This window comes from Bifidobacterium gallicum DSM 20093 = LMG 11596, from assembly GCF_000741205.1.
Lineage (GTDB): Bacteria > Actinomycetota > Actinomycetes > Actinomycetales > Bifidobacteriaceae > Bifidobacterium > Bifidobacterium gallicum.
Genome location: NZ_JGYW01000002.1, coordinates 90,442 through 104,574 on the forward strand (window position 1 = coordinate 90,442; position 14,133 = coordinate 104,574).

The 14,133-nt window shown below is 56.4% G+C and carries 11 protein-coding genes; 3 read left to right on the forward strand and 8 right to left on the reverse strand.

Annotation, left to right across the window (positions count from 1 at the left end):
• Positions 1–414 precede the first annotated feature (414 nt).
• Positions 415–1,398 carry a 2,3,4,5-tetrahydropyridine-2,6-dicarboxylate N-succinyltransferase gene (dapD, locus tag BGLCM_RS01240; RefSeq protein WP_006295070.1) on the forward strand — a complete coding sequence of 328 codons (984 nt, stop codon included), beginning with the start codon at positions 415–417 and terminating at the stop codon, positions 1,396–1,398.
• Positions 1,399–1,511: 113 nt separating this feature from the next.
• Positions 1,512–1,991, forward strand: coding sequence for a 23S rRNA (pseudouridine(1915)-N(3))-methyltransferase RlmH (gene rlmH / locus BGLCM_RS01245; RefSeq protein WP_006295072.1), 480 nt, complete (start codon positions 1,512–1,514; stop codon positions 1,989–1,991).
• Between the two features lie 67 nt (positions 1,992–2,058).
• Here rlmH and BGLCM_RS01250 read toward each other — a convergent pair whose 3' ends face one another.
• The 3 genes from BGLCM_RS01250 to BGLCM_RS01260 form a co-directional block, all read right to left on the reverse strand.
• Positions 2,059–3,354 carry a citrate synthase gene (locus BGLCM_RS01250; protein ID WP_044084461.1) on the reverse strand — a complete coding sequence of 432 codons (1,296 nt, stop codon included), beginning with the start codon at positions 3,352–3,354 and terminating at the stop codon, positions 2,059–2,061.
• A 356-nt stretch (positions 3,355–3,710) separates the two neighbouring features.
• Complete coding sequence (gene map / locus BGLCM_RS01255) at positions 3,711–4,487, reverse strand: type I methionyl aminopeptidase (protein ID WP_006295077.1); 777 nt, start codon at positions 4,485–4,487, stop codon at positions 3,711–3,713.
• Positions 4,488–4,690: 203 nt separating this feature from the next.
• Complete coding sequence (locus BGLCM_RS01260; RefSeq protein WP_044084462.1) at positions 4,691–5,320, reverse strand: HdeD family acid-resistance protein; 630 nt, start codon at positions 5,318–5,320, stop codon at positions 4,691–4,693.
• Positions 5,321–5,594: 274 nt separating this feature from the next.
• Between BGLCM_RS01260 and BGLCM_RS01265 the strand changes: the two genes are divergently transcribed.
• The gene (locus BGLCM_RS01265) at positions 5,595–7,676 is read left to right on the forward strand and encodes a M13 family metallopeptidase (protein ID WP_006295080.1); all 2,082 of its coding nucleotides are present in this window, start codon (positions 5,595–5,597) and stop codon (positions 7,674–7,676) included.
• A gap of 151 nt (positions 7,677–7,827) precedes the next feature.
• Here BGLCM_RS01265 and BGLCM_RS07905 read toward each other — a convergent pair whose 3' ends face one another.
• The 5 genes from BGLCM_RS07905 to BGLCM_RS01290 form a co-directional block, all read right to left on the reverse strand.
• Complete coding sequence (locus BGLCM_RS07905; protein ID WP_006295081.1) at positions 7,828–8,577, reverse strand: single-stranded DNA-binding protein; 750 nt, start codon at positions 8,575–8,577, stop codon at positions 7,828–7,830.
• Positions 8,578–8,966: 389 nt separating this feature from the next.
• Positions 8,967–10,775 carry a proline--tRNA ligase gene (locus BGLCM_RS01275; protein ID WP_006295082.1) on the reverse strand — a complete coding sequence of 603 codons (1,809 nt, stop codon included), beginning with the start codon at positions 10,773–10,775 and terminating at the stop codon, positions 8,967–8,969.
• 110 nt (positions 10,776–10,885) lie between these two features.
• The gene (locus BGLCM_RS01280) at positions 10,886–11,317 is read right to left on the reverse strand and encodes a hypothetical protein (protein WP_006295083.1); all 432 of its coding nucleotides are present in this window, start codon (positions 11,315–11,317) and stop codon (positions 10,886–10,888) included.
• Between the two features lie 334 nt (positions 11,318–11,651).
• Positions 11,652–13,145, reverse strand: a complete 1,494-nt coding sequence (locus tag BGLCM_RS01285; protein ID WP_006295084.1) for a DEAD/DEAH box helicase — start codon at positions 13,143–13,145, stop codon at positions 11,652–11,654.
• 90 nt (positions 13,146–13,235) lie between these two features.
• On the reverse strand, positions 13,236–14,132 hold the full coding sequence (locus tag BGLCM_RS01290; RefSeq protein WP_044084463.1) for an HAD-IIB family hydrolase: 897 nt from the start codon (positions 14,130–14,132) through the stop codon (positions 13,236–13,238).
• Position 14,133 lies beyond the last annotated feature (1 nt).

The following is a 14,133-nucleotide window of genomic DNA, read 5'->3' on the forward strand; positions in this document are numbered from 1 at the left end:
ATTCGCAAACACGGTCACCTGATTGAATTGCACACTTTTGCATGATGCAACAACGGCCATCATGCGCGTCAAAGTCCCGCATGGTTCATATAAGCGCTCATATTGGGTTAGTGTACGCCACACGGTAGTCGCGCGCACGGGCGTTCGTTGCATGGCGCACGGCTTTACACGGTGGTTGACGATGTTCCACCACCCCCGTCACCTGAACAACGAACTGTGAGACCATATGCATGTCGCGGTCGCATGCCGAACAACACTTTGCATTACAGTAGTGGCGGAATACGCATTTGCATATGCAGACATAGGGACTTGAAGCTACTGGCGCATGGCTCTGGCCTGCGTTGCTGCAAATGCGACCAGCACCGCATACATCGCTGGCTCTTGGCCAGTGATCATTGATACAAGGAGCTATCCATGAGCGAACAACGAACTGCATGGGGATGGGGTTTGGCCAGCATTGACGCCGCCGAACGCACCCTTGACGTATGGTATCCCGAACTCACCTTGGGCCCAGCCCCCGCGCAGCGGCCCAACCACGGGTTTGGCGACCTGATGCATGATGGGCCGGACCTACGTGGCGTGCGCCGCGTGCCCGTGTTCACGGTCAGTGATCTGGACGCCCCGATTGCCGACGCCGCTGACGCCTACTTGCGTTTGCATCTGCTGAGCATGCGTCTGGCCAAGCCGAATACGCTCAACTTGGATGGCATCTTCGGCAAACTCACGAATGTGGTGTGGACGAATTACGGTCCGTTCGCCGTTGAGGATTTTGCGATGCGCAAGATTGCTGTGGAATCAGCCAATATGCAAGACGGCTTGCCCGGCATATCCACGCCGGTGGAAGTGCGTGCCATCGACAAGATTCCGCGCATGCTCGACTATGTGGTGCCCACTGGCGTACGTATTGCCGACGCCAACCGTGTGCGCCTCGGCGCCTACCTGTCGGAAGGCACCACCGTGATGCACGCGGGCTTCGTCAACTTCAACGCCGGCACACTTGGCGTCTCGATGGTTGAAGGCCGCATTTCACAAGGTGTGGTCGTTGGCGATGGTTCCGACATTGGCGGCGGCGCCTCAATCATGGGTACGCTGTCCGGTGGCGGCAAGCTGCGCAATTCGATTGGCGAACACTCGCTGCTGGGCGCCAACGCGGGCATCGGCATCTCCCTGGGCGACCACTGCGTTGTTGAAGCGGGCCTGTATGTCACGGCTGGCACCAAGGTGGAAATCGTCGACAAAGAAAAGCTCAACGCCGGCGAAGACCTGGACGTGGTCAAGGCTTCCGAACTGTCGGGCAAAGACAACATCCTGTTCATCCGCAATTCCATTACGGGCGCCATCCAAGCCCGCCACCGCAAGGTTGGCATCGAACTCAACTCGGACTTGCATAAGAACTAATTGAGTCCCAACCATGCGTCCCACAACGCCTGCCATCATCATGGCAGGCGTTGTTACGTGAGGCGTCCGTCATGGCATGATCGAACGCGATTGGAACGAAACGGGAAATACCAATGAATATCACGATTCTTACCGTCGGCAAAATCAAGGAACGCTACCTGCGTGACGCGATTGACGAATACGCCAAACGGATGTCACGGTTTTGCAAGCTGCAGATTATGCAAGTCAACGACGAGAAAACGCCAGAGCATGCGAGCGCGGCCGAAGAACTGCAGATCAAACAGCGTGAAGGCGAACGCCTGATGGCCCATATCAAACCGCAGTCAACGGTCATTGCGCTCGCGATTGAAGGCCGCATGCTGACGAGTGAACAGCTCGCCCACGAAATTGAGGAATTCGGGCTGCGCGGGCATAGCAACCTCGTGTTCGTAATCGGAGGATCACTGGGCCTTGACCCGCGCATCCTCAAGCGTGCCGACATGCTGTTGAGCTTCTCACGCATGACGTTCCCGCACCAGCTCATGCGCGTGATTTTGCTTGAACAATTATATCGGGCATACAAAATCAATGCGGGTGAACCGTACCATAAATGATAATGTGCAAGTGTATGCACCCACAGCGGTAGCGCCTACGCTTGCACCATCATCGATTCCCATGTGTTCAGGAACGTTCGCTAAACGGGATGTAGTCACGCTTGCCGCTGCCCACATAGACTTGGCGAGGGCGGCCGATTTTGGTCATCGGGTCATTGAGCATTTCGGTATACTGGGCGATCCAACCCGGAATACGGCCCAATGCGAACAGCGGTGTGAACATCGATTCGTCAAAACCGATGGCGCGATAAATCAGACCCGTATAAAAATCGACGTTCGGATACAGATTACGTGAGACGAAATACTCATCGTGCAATGCAATGTCTTCAAGCTCGGTCGCCACCTTGAACAACCGGATTTCATCGTCGCTGAGCATGAGTTGCTGCGGTTGCTCCATGATTTTCGTCAAATACTGCTTGGCGATGGCTGCGCGTGGATCATACGATTTATAGACACGATGCCCAAGACCGGAAATGCGACGGCCTTCCGATTTCGCCTGTTCCACATATTGTTTCACGGTCAATCCTGATGAAGCGATGTCACGCAGCTGACGCAATGCGCGTTCATTGGCGCCACCATGCAACGGACCCGAGAGCGCATTGATACCGGCTGCAACTGCGGAATACAAGTTTGCGTGGGCGGAACCGGCGATACGCACGACCGATGTGGAACAGTTTTGCTCATGGTCGGCATGAATAATCAGCAAACGTCCCAACGCATGCACGTGCAGCGGATCGGGATTGTAGCTTTCATAAGGAATGGCGAAGCACATGCGCAAGAAATCATCAATGTATCCGCGTGAATAGTCGGGATACATCATGGGTTCATCCAGACGACGCCGCATCACATAACTGACAATCGTACGGGCTTTCGCCATGATGATTGTGGCGGCTTCCGCCAACTGTTCAGGGTCGGACACATCAGTGGTTTCCGGATAAAACGCAGCCAGACCGTTGATTGCTGAGGCAAGCACGCTCATAGGGTGCGCAGTGTGAGGGAAAGATCCCATCAGCGTACGAAAATCCTCGCCAACCATCGTGCGATGGTTGATTTTCGTGACGAAATCATCATACTGTTCACGCGAAGGCAGTTCACCGTATCGCAGCAACCAGGCGACTTCAAGGAAATCGGACTGGTCGCACAATTGTTCAATCGGATAACCGCGATAACGCAGAATTGAATTCTTGCCATCAATATACGTGATGGCTGACGTGCACTGCGCCGTGGTCAGGAATCCCGGATCAAGCGAAACAACGTCGTCATTGCGCATGGACGACATGAGCACACCATTGGGACCTTCAGTTGATTCAATAACCGGCAGTTCCAAGTCCCTGGAGTCCAGTTCCAGATGTGCATATGTCATAGCGCCATACCCTCTCCGCTCATCCTGCATCATGCAACAACCATACGTTTCCTAGGCCATTGGTGATGCCATGTGCAGCTCCTCCACATGATTGCGCTGTCGGTAGGTGATCCCGATCAATCGGGCACAACCTGCCATCATGGCGCAATATGCCAAACATTGTGCCCACTATACGAGTGGCGCGTCACACTAGCCGCAAGCGTCTCATTTTGTGCGAGCACAGCTGAGTTGACAGCGCCACAACGCATGAATGCCCAACGGCATCAAGCGTTGGGCATTCATGATCATGCACCAGTGGTCGTGCCGTTTCCGATCCGTTGACTCCTGTATGGCAACGGGAGGAAACGGCCCATCCACTAGTCGCGCACCGTCAAAATTTCCGGTCCATGTTCGGTGATCGCGATCGTGTGCTCACTATGTGCGCCACGGGAGCCGTCTTCACTCTTGAGCGTCCAACCGTCGTCAGGATCCTGGTAAATCTCATCCGTGGTCTTGAGGAACCAAGGCTCAATCGCGATGACCAGGCCTTCACGCAGCTTATAGCCGTGATGTGCCTTGCCGTCATTGGGCACGTGCGGATCGCCGTGCATGATGTGGCCCACACCATGGCCGCCAAAATCAAGGTTGATCGGATAGCCGTATGCACGAGCCACCTCACCGATGGCGTGCGACACGTCACCCAAACGGTTGCCAGCGCGCGCGGCGTCAATACCGGCTTCAAGCGCCTCTTCCGTGCATTTGATGATGCGCAGATCTTCCGGGTCCTGATGTTCACCGACCACGAAGCTGATGGCCGAGTCGGCGACCCAACCGTCAACGTTGATGGCCAAATCAAGGCTGACCAGATCGCCATCTTTGAGCGCATAGTCGAATGGCACGCCATGCAACACGGCATCATTGACCGAGGTGCAAATGTAATGGGCGAACGGACCCGTGCCGAAATCAGGCGCATAGTCGACATAGCACGACGTGGCACCCTTGCGGTCGACAATCTTCTTGTGCACAAACTCATCGATTTCCAGCAGGTTCGTGCCGACTGTGGTCGTTTCACGCAATTCCCGCAGAATACCGCCAACAAAGCGGCCTGCAGGCTTCATTTCTTCGATTTCCTTATGGGTTTTCAGTTCGATCATCGTACGGTCTTTCTACCTTCGGATTGGTGGTTCCCAACCTACCACCGAGCTTGCCCGTGGCATCCTCCAAGTCCGCCACGCTTTCTCGGTTCATCAGCGTTGGGATGATTATTGCGATATCTATGCAACAAGGTCCTTACGGCACGTATGCAGTAAGGACCTTGTATGGCAATGATGCAAGATCAGAAATAACTGTTCCTTGATCAGGCGTTCTTGGAGGCGCGGCCGAACGTGAAGGCACGCACTACCGAGAAGATGCCCATGACCACCAAAGCGCAGCCGCCGAAGATGATAAGCCACACAGTGGAGGCCAACGGCATGCACAGCAGCACGAAACCGGCCAGAATCGAGATGATGGCGTATGCGATGGCCCAACCCGAGCTCGGCATGCTCCACGATTCGGTCAAAGCCATGACACCCTCAAGAATCCAGCCGATGCCGACAATCAACGTGAACATGATGGCCAATAAACCTTCGGACAGCGTGGCGTTCTTGAGCACCACAATGCCGCCGATGACCAGCAAGATGCCGATGATCACGCCAAGCACGCGCCAACCGGCAGGAAGTCCGAGCTCAACAATGGAGCTGACGATGCGCACCACGCCGGAAACAAGGAAGTAGATACCCAAAATAATGGTGGCCACGAACAGTGTCTTGCCTGGCCAAACCAGCAGGCAGATACCGCAGGCCACTGCAGCCAAGCCGATGATGCCGTATGCGGCGCGCACCAGGTTCTTCGCGCCAGTAGGCAGATGCTCTTCTACCAGGCGGAACGGGCCGTAGCCCATGTACTGATCCTGATAGCCCGCATTGTTGTAGTTACGGTCAGACATGCTGATTCCTCCACTCTCATTAAGGTGCATTCCCATGGCCAACCATATGGCGGCATCGGCAATACCCTCGGATGTTCACATGGCGGCCGCTGCTTGCCACAAACACTGGTCACCACAAAAGCATTACAAATCAACCCTAGGCAGCGCTTTCTGGATGTATGCTGAATGCCTCGTCCGAACACGCCTAGGACACGGGGGTATGCGATGAAGCGCGCTGTTCGCCATCAGGGAGCGCGCCAATAACCATGTCAATAAAAATGGATAGGGTGGTGCCATGAGTGCTGATTTGAAGTCCGGCCTTGATCCGGCATCATTCTCGTCCGTTACTACGGCCAATACCGATTTATTCCGTTACGTCAATGGTCCTTGGATTGACACGTATCGCTTGCCCGATGACCGCTCCCGCTACGGTTCGTTTGACCGCTTGGCGGAAAATGCCGAGGATCAAATCCGCGACATCCTCGAATCTGACGATGATGTGGCAACCAAATCCAAAGCGTTGTACCGTTCATTCCTTGATGAGCAGGCCGTCCAGGATGCCGGCATGGAACCCATTCGCGTTGATTTGGGCATGATTGACGCTGCCGGCACGAAAGCTGAACTGACGCGCGCGTTGGGCACGCTGAGCCCTACGGGGGGCCCCGATCTGATTGATTTCAGCATCTATGGCGACCCCAAGGACCCTGATATCAACGTTTTGCATGTGGGACAAGGCGGCTTGGGCCTGCCGGATGAAGCCTACTATCGGCAAGATCATTATGCGCCTATTCGCGAAGCGTATGTGGCCATGGTCGCCAAGCAATTGCAGCATGCAGGCTACGCTGATGATGATGAATCGGCTGCTGCCATGGCGCAACGCTATCTGGCAGTAGAAACGGCTATCGCCGCTCATCATTGGGACAATGTGGCCACGCGAGACCCGCAAAAAACGAACAATCCCATGACATTCGACGAGTTGAATGCGAAACTCTCCCATTTCGATCTGGCTGCATGGATTGATGCGATGCAACAGTCCTATGATGCGGCACCAGCATCCCAAGCACAGCCTGTGGATGTGCGCGGCGCGTTCAACCGTTCGATTGTGCATGAGCCGTCCTTCATTGAAGGGCTCGACGCCTATTGGAATGATGCCGAATTGGACGACTTGAAGCTTTGGGCTCGCGTGCATGTGATTATCGGCCGCGCCAGCATGTTGAGCTCCGATTTTGACACCACGAACTTTGAGTTCTATGGCAAAGTGCTGTCGGGCGCCAAGGAACAGCGTGCTCGCTGGAAGCGTGGCGTATCGCTCGTCAACGGCATTTGTGGTGAGGATGTGGGCCAAGTCTATGTGCACAAGCATTTCCCCGAGTCTTCCAAAGCCCACGTGACCAAGCTCGTGCACAACCTTATTGAGGCGTATCACGTGTCGATTCTCAACAGCCCCTGGCTGGGCGACGACACGAAGCGCAAGGCCCTTGACAAACTCGACAAGTTCGGCGTGCGCATCGGCTACCCCGACCAGTGGCGCGACTACGCGGCGTTGGACGTGCACGACACCCAAGGCCTTGTGGACAATATGCGTGCAGCCGCATTGTATGAGTTCGGTTTCCAGTTGGCCAAGTGCGGCAAGCCGGTTGACAAGAACGAATGGCTGATGAATCCGCAGACCGTGAACGCCTATTATGAACCGTCACTCAACATCATTGTGTTCCCAGCGGCTATTTTGCAGCCTCCGTTCTTCGACCCCGATGTTGAGGATGCGGCCAACTACGGCGGCATCGGCTGCGTGATCGGCCATGAGATCGGCCACGGGTTTGACGATCAGGGCTCGCAGTACGACGGTGAAGGCAAACTTAACGACTGGTGGACCGCCGAAGACAAGGCACGCTTCCAGGAGCTCACCGCCGCGCTTATCGGCCAGTACAACGAGTTCGTGCCGCAGCAGCTGCGTGACAAATATGCCGATGATCCGGAACATATGCCACATGTCAATGGCGCATTGACCATCGGTGAGAACATTGGTGATCTGTCTGGGGTGAACATCGCGCTCAAGGCCTATGCGTTCGCGTTGGATGAGCGCGATGGACGGCCGATTGATGGCGATCCACGTGCTGTGGAAGCCTCGCTGGACACCGCCCCGGTCATTGACGGATTCACTGGTTTGCAGCGGTTCTTCTTGAGCTATGCGTCGATTTGGCGCAGCAAGAATCGTGACGAACTGGCAGAGCAGTATCTGCAGATCGACCCGCATTCCCCGGCAGAGCATCGCGTCAACGGCATCGCCCGCAACGTGGACTTGTTCTACAAGGCGTTTGGCGTTACCGCTGACGACCGCATGTGGCTCGAGCCTGAAGCGCGTGTGCATATCTGGTAACCAGACGCTTGGCACCAAGGTGGCCGTGGCCAGCCTAAGACGGTGGGCATGGTAGGCATGTACCCGCCTGCCGGATTGACAAGTACAGGGATGCCAATGAGCGATGTGCTCGGCGGCATCCCTGTATTTGTTGTCACTGGCGCGCGAACCGTCACATGTTGGTTGGCGCGGCAAACTCTTCTTCGACGATTTCACCAGTGCGCGGTTCCACAGTCACGGTGGACGGCACCGCCACCGGTTCAGGTGTTGTTACCGGTGTTGTTGCCGCTGCTGACGCCACTGACGTTGTCGGTGCCGAGATGGTTGCCGGGGCTGTGGCAGGGGCAGATGATGGCGCATTCAGGACTGTTGTGCCCGCATTCGCTGCTGCTGTTGGTGCTACAGGCTGTGAATTTGTGGCCGTCGTGCTTCCCAGACTGACTAGCGAGGCCGGATCGGTACGCCCATCCACAGTTGCTGGCATTCCTGGACGCGAACCAGCAGCGCCTTCGTCACGACTCTGCGGTCTTGCATCGGTGGCATGTGGTGCTTCTTTGGTACCAGGACGCTTGAAGTTGGAAATGCCAAAACTCAAATCATGACCAATGATTTGGGCATCTAATACCATGCGTGAGCGTCCGCTACCATCCGGTCCTTGCCAGTTTTCCGTACTCAATAATCCGGTCACCACCACGGGGTCGCCTTTGCGCAACGACATGGCTGCGTTCTGGCCCAACGTGCGGAACGCCTTGACCGTGATCCATGTTGTGGGCAGGTTGCGCCACTCCCCGCTTTTGTCTTGATACCGGCGTGTGCTGCCCAATCGGAACATGCTGCCGCTATGCGACGGCTCATTGCCAAACTCCTGCACATCGGAACCCAGAAAACCGTTGATTGTCACCAACGCTTGCTGCAATGCCATGATTATCCCCTTCCCATAGAGTGTCCGTTGGTTTACGGTTGGTCTACGGCGTGTTTTTCCGCGCCGTCATTGCATCCACCGCATGGTGTTGGTACTGCTCCGATGCAGTGTCTACAACTACGTGCCTCACTATGACGTATGGCGTTACCCCCGTGCAACTCCACCCGATCATTGTGGAGAACTCAGTTGCGCAACCTTGACAATGTGGATAACTCATTCAGAAACGCGCATCATCCAGTGGCATGACATGCCACTGCCCGTAGCATGCGGAAATACAAAAAACTCCCGTTCCGTAGGCACTTCATTGAAGTACCCACAGAACGGGAGTTTGATACATAAGGAGTCAGTCAGTAACGGGTCAGCTCAGTGACGGGCCGACCCAGCGCAACTCACAGGTTGGCGACGCGGTCGGCAATCACCTGAGCGGCGGTTTCCGCTGGCACGGCCTGCTTGTCGGAACCGTCACGCAAGCGAACCTCAATCGTGCCGTCGTTCACGGTGTCACGACCGGCCACAGCAATAAGCGGCACGCCAATGAGCTCGGCGTCCTTGAACTTGACACCAGGCGAAACCTTCTTGCGGTCATCGAAAATCACTTCCACGCCACGGGCTTCAAGTTCGGCCACGAGCTTCTCAGCGGCCTCAAACGCCGCCTCATCCTTACCCGTGGCGACCACATGCACCTGAGCCGGAGCGATGTTGGCCGGCCACGCCAAGCCGCGCTCGTCGTGGTGGGATTCGGCGATGCAGGCGAGCACACGGCTCACGCCGATGCCGTAGCAACCCATCCACACGGGCACACTCTTGCCGTTCTGGTTGAGCACGTTGAGTCCAAGCGCCTCGGAATATTTGAGACCCAGCTGGAACACCTGGCCGATTTCCACGCCGCGTTCAAAGCTCAGCGGTCCCGAACCGTCAGGACTCATGTCGCCGTCACGCACCACGACCGCTTCAACCGTGCCGTCAGCAGTGAAATCACGGCCGTAAACGAGGTCGTAGTAGTCCACATCTTGCTCGTCGCCGCCCGTGAACCAAGCCGAACCCTTGGCGATATGGGCGTCCACAAAGTAGCGCACGGCATCCTCGTTGCCTTGCTCGCGAGCCTGCGGGCCGGCAGCCATCGGTCCGATGTAGCCAATCACGAGTTCCGGATGGGCTTTCAAATCCTCCGGAGTGGCTTCCTCAAGTTCAGCCGGCGCGAACTGTGCTTCCAAACGCTTCATGTCCACATCACGGTCGCCGGGAATGCCCACGACGATGAGCTCACGCCACGGTTCGTCATGCTCATCATCCTCAGCATGCTTGATTGTGACGGCCACGTTCTTCAAAATGTCGGATGCCTGCCACTCGCGACCGTCCGAACGCGGATATGTCGCGTTCGCGAACGCCACCATTTCGTCAATCGAACCGGCGTTCGGCGTTGGTTTCTTCGAGGCTGCCGGAGTGCCGGACGCGTCGATTTCCTCAACTTCAGGGGTCTTGAGTGCCTCAACGTTCCACGCCTTGCCTGAAGGGGCGAGCGCGAACGTATCCTCACCAATGGCCAACGGCGCGAGGAACTCTTCCGAAGCCGAACCGCCCATCGGGCCCGACATGGCGAACACGGGCACGTACTGCAGGTCCAAACGCTGGAAGATACGCTCGTAGGCCGCGCGTTCCTCCATATAGCAGCGCTTCATGCCTTCCTCGTCGAGTGTGAACGAGTAGGCGTCTTTCATGATGAACTCGCGGCCACGGATCAGGCCTGCGCGTGGACGGAATTCGTCACGGTACTTGGTTTGGATCTGGTAGAGCGTGACAGGCAGGTCCTTGTATGAGGAGTACATGTCTTTGACGAGCAGCGTGAACATCTCCTCGTGCGTGGGCGCAAGCAGATAGTCGGCTTCGTGACGGTCCTTGAGACGGAACAGGTTCTCGCCATATTCCTCCCAGCGGTGCGTGGCTTCGTAAGGCGCGCGCGGCAACAGCGCCGGGAAGTGCACTTCCTGGGCGCCAATGCCGTTCATTTCCTCACGGATGATTGCCTCGATCTTGTTGAGCACGCTCAATCCGAGCGGCAGCCACGTCCAAATGCCGGGTGCGGCCTTGCGCAAGTATCCTGCACGCTGCAGGAGCTTGTCGGAATCAACATCGGCATCAGCTGGGTCCTCGCGCAAGGTGCGCAGGAACAATGAAGACATACGAAGAGCTTGAGTCATGTGTCCCAAACTACTCAGCTGAGCAGACGTGCTTCACGCGCGCAAAACCGTCACCATTGCCACCACTGGCTTCTGGTGTTATGTGTTGCGCCAGATTATTCCTGCCGTGGTTAGTGACGCGCGCTGTCTTCCTGCACGTCGTCGTCCACCTGATCTTCGATCATGGCTTGTTCGGCCGCGTTGATCGGATAGAACGGTATCAGCAGCAACAGCAGCACGCCAACAAGATAGAAGCAGTCAGGCAGCGTGAACAAGCCCCAGACGGACGGTCCGTTGGGCAGCAGCAAACCCACCACAATGAGTACCATGCCTACGGCTGGCAGTCCTTGCCAAATCCAGGCGTTGGCCACGCCATCCTTGCGTTTGCGGCGCACCGATGCCGCATACAGCGGCCACACAAACATCAGTCCGCCAATAATGGTCAGCAAGTCGGTGGCTTTGACGGTTCCCCACGATGCGTTCCATGCGGTGCCGTACACAAGGAACGCCACGAACAGCACGAGTATGCCCAGTGCCGAGACAATCGTCTCCCAAACTTTCATGATGAACTCCCATCCTCCTCACGGCTATCAGCATCGGTCCGGTGGCCGCCGGTTGGTTGCCCTGCCGTAGACCGCCGTGTGGCAACGCGTTCGTCCGCCCCGCCTGCTGCCGCCTGCTGCCGCTTGTTCCAGTACTGCAGCCCAGTCTAGCCACGGCCGCAAGGTCATGACTGCGTGTCGGCGCGTTTCGCGCGGTTGGCGGAAGAGGATCGAAAATGGCACGGTGGGTAGCACAGAAATAACAATCGTCAACTGAGCCCGCAATGCGGAACAGCACCGTTCAGAACAACGCAACAACCTGGCCGTTCAAATGACGTGGGGCCGCTCAACAATTTCAGAATAGTTCGTCGATACCCAAATCAAACTCGTCAACAACCCCACCGCCAGAAAGCCCACTTTTTTCTGCTGTATTATTACTTGCCGACTGTGGAGACCTCGAGTTGTGTGGGTCACGCTGGCGCGTCCGTTCGAGCGGATCGAACGCTATCGCACCACTCTCAGTGAGCTGACGGGCGGCTTCCTGAGAGGCGAGCTGCAGCTGGCCGTCCGTCACCACCGCTTCAGGTGAGATCATGAACATGCGGTTGCTGACGCCTTGCAAATACAGGCCGTCCATCGTTCCCACGCGTGAGAGGGCCACGTATCCCATACCAGGCGCGAACGTGCGACGCAAATCCATGACGGCCCGATCAATTGTCATGCCTTGCGATTTATGAATCGTGATAGCCCACGCACACCGTAACGGCACTTGGTTGACGGCGGCCAGCGGCGTGTCGCCATCGAGCATTTCCCACCCCGCGGGGCGAATCGTGACCCGATTGCCGTTCTCAAACTGCACTTTCGGCCAACCGCCACGCGCTTCACGTTCGAATCCCACCACAGTGCCGATCGAACCGTTCGCATACTGCCGTTCCGCATCGTTACGCACAGCCATGACCACGGCGCCTTTTTTGAGCGTGAGCGTTTCGGGAGCCAACATCGTACGCAACAGCCGGTCGACGAGCATTTTCGGACCCGACGTTTGCGCAACAAACACGTGCTCATCCTCGTCGATACCCGCCAACTCGCGATCATTGAGCACGTCAGACTGCTTGTTGGTCGGAAACAGGTGCACTGCGGGCTCCTCAGCGTCCGGCAGCTGGCCCAGACGCGTGACGAGCAAATCTTTATCAGCTTGCGTCACTTTGCTCATCCGGATATCCGTCAAAATATTGAGCAGCTTGCCGTCATCTTGACGATGCTGCTCCGTCAAATAACAGATGACGGGATCAAGCTCGTCCCAAGCGAACGATTCGGTGACGAACCCCTCGGGATTGTGATGTGCGTTCGTATATCGGGCGCGTTCAGCTAGCAATTCCGGACTTGGCATCACATCACGCGATCCCGCGCCGCCCTTGCTCACGGGAGGAAGCTGGAACAAATCTCCCGACATGACCACTTGCAGTCCACCAAATGGACGCGGATCTCGCCGGACGGCACGGCATACCTGGTCAACAAGGTCGAACAGCCACGCGTGCATCATGGAAATCTCGTCAATGACCAGCACGTCAGCGTAACGCAACTGCCGTCCGCGACGTTTGCGAATCTGCTCAATCATCTTGTCAGTCAGCACGTTCGCCAGACCCACGCCACTCCACGCATGAATCGTCTGGCCGTTGATATGTGTGGCGGCGATGCCCGTCGAAGCTGTTGCGGCCACCACGCGCCCCTCCTGGCGAGACTGCTGAATAAACTCACTCAACACGTATGTTTTTCCCGCACCTGGCGCGCCTGTCAAGAACACGCTCGCTCCAGCCTTCATGATGGCAAGGGCTTGAGTTTGCAGCATTGTTGCGTTCCAATCTCGTGACGTGCCGTGAGATTACGGTACGACCATATCCCTGCTGTAGTCGGGAATATTGTTACTATGTATTTCCGCTTACGCGACCAGACGATCCACAACCTTCATCACGCCCTCCTCAGTGTTGGCCGGGGCGAGATAGTGAGCGGTCTGTTTGACCTGATTGTGACCGTTGGCCATGGCGAACGACCACGTAGCCGATTCAAGAATACCCAAATCGTTGAGATAGTCGCCAAACGCCATCGTCTGATCGGCAGTGATATGCATGGCGCGCTGAATCGCCTCCACTCCCGTGCGTTTGTCAGTGTCGGCACGCATGATGTCAACCCAATGCTTGGCTGACACTTGCGCCACATACTGATCGGGCAAATCAGTGAACAGAGCGTGGGCCATGCTCTCCGCGTCGGTGAAATCAAAAATGGCGAGTTTGAGGATGGTTTCCGAATCATCCTCAAGCACCTCATGCAAATCATCCACAATGCGCAACGCATGGTAATACTTGGCGCATTCATCAAGAAACTCCTGATCAGTGCGCTGCACGTAAGCCGATTGCAAACCACAGATCACGAGGCCGATATTGAAATACGGTGAGTTTGCGGGATTCGAAGCCTTATCCACAATATCAATGATGCGACGGGCGAAGTTGAAATCAATGCCTTTCACATCAATGATGTCGCCATGATAGCTGACCACGTTGCCGTTCTCGGCAATCAAACTCAGCGAATCGGAACGGTCCACACCATCAGCTGCGCCCCGACCAAACATGTCCTCGAGTGTCTGGAACTGACGGCCACTCGCCGGAACGAACGCGATGCCCCGCTGCTCAAGACGTGCCAGCATCGGCCAGAAGGAAGACGGAATATTCGAGTCGCCATCCAGCAACGTGCCATCCATGTCGGCCACAATCAATCGAATATCAGGCCGTTGACGATCCTGACCTCCAAGTTCAATCTCGTCCCATTGCTGCTTGGCCATG

What these genes read in the sequence shown, in the direction of transcription:
- BGLCM_RS07905 (WP_006295081.1), bottom strand. Translation starts at nt 8,577, where the DNA reads ATGGCATTGCAGCAAGCGTTGGTGACAATCAACGGTTTTCTGGGTTCC.
- BGLCM_RS01260 (WP_044084462.1), bottom strand. Translation starts at nt 5,320, where the DNA reads ATGTCTGACCGTAACTACAACAATGCGGGCTATCAGGATCAGTACATG.
- rlmH (WP_006295072.1), top strand. Translation starts at nt 1,512, where the DNA reads ATGAATATCACGATTCTTACCGTCGGCAAAATCAAGGAACGCTACCTG.
- BGLCM_RS01290 (WP_044084463.1), bottom strand. Translation starts at nt 14,132, where the DNA reads ATGGCCAAGCAGCAATGGGACGAGATTGAACTTGGAGGTCAGGATCGT.
- BGLCM_RS01250 (WP_044084461.1), bottom strand. Translation starts at nt 3,354, where the DNA reads ATGACATATGCACATCTGGAACTGGACTCCAGGGACTTGGAACTGCCG.
- BGLCM_RS01275 (WP_006295082.1), bottom strand. Translation starts at nt 10,775, where the DNA reads ATGACTCAAGCTCTTCGTATGTCTTCATTGTTCCTGCGCACCTTGCGC.
- map (WP_006295077.1), bottom strand. Translation starts at nt 4,487, where the DNA reads ATGATCGAACTGAAAACCCATAAGGAAATCGAAGAAATGAAGCCTGCA.
- BGLCM_RS01280 (WP_006295083.1), bottom strand. Translation starts at nt 11,317, where the DNA reads ATGAAAGTTTGGGAGACGATTGTCTCGGCACTGGGCATACTCGTGCTG.
- dapD (WP_006295070.1), top strand. Translation starts at nt 415, where the DNA reads ATGAGCGAACAACGAACTGCATGGGGATGGGGTTTGGCCAGCATTGAC.
- BGLCM_RS01285 (WP_006295084.1), bottom strand. Translation starts at nt 13,145, where the DNA reads ATGCTGCAAACTCAAGCCCTTGCCATCATGAAGGCTGGAGCGAGCGTG.
- BGLCM_RS01265 (WP_006295080.1), top strand. Translation starts at nt 5,595, where the DNA reads ATGAGTGCTGATTTGAAGTCCGGCCTTGATCCGGCATCATTCTCGTCC.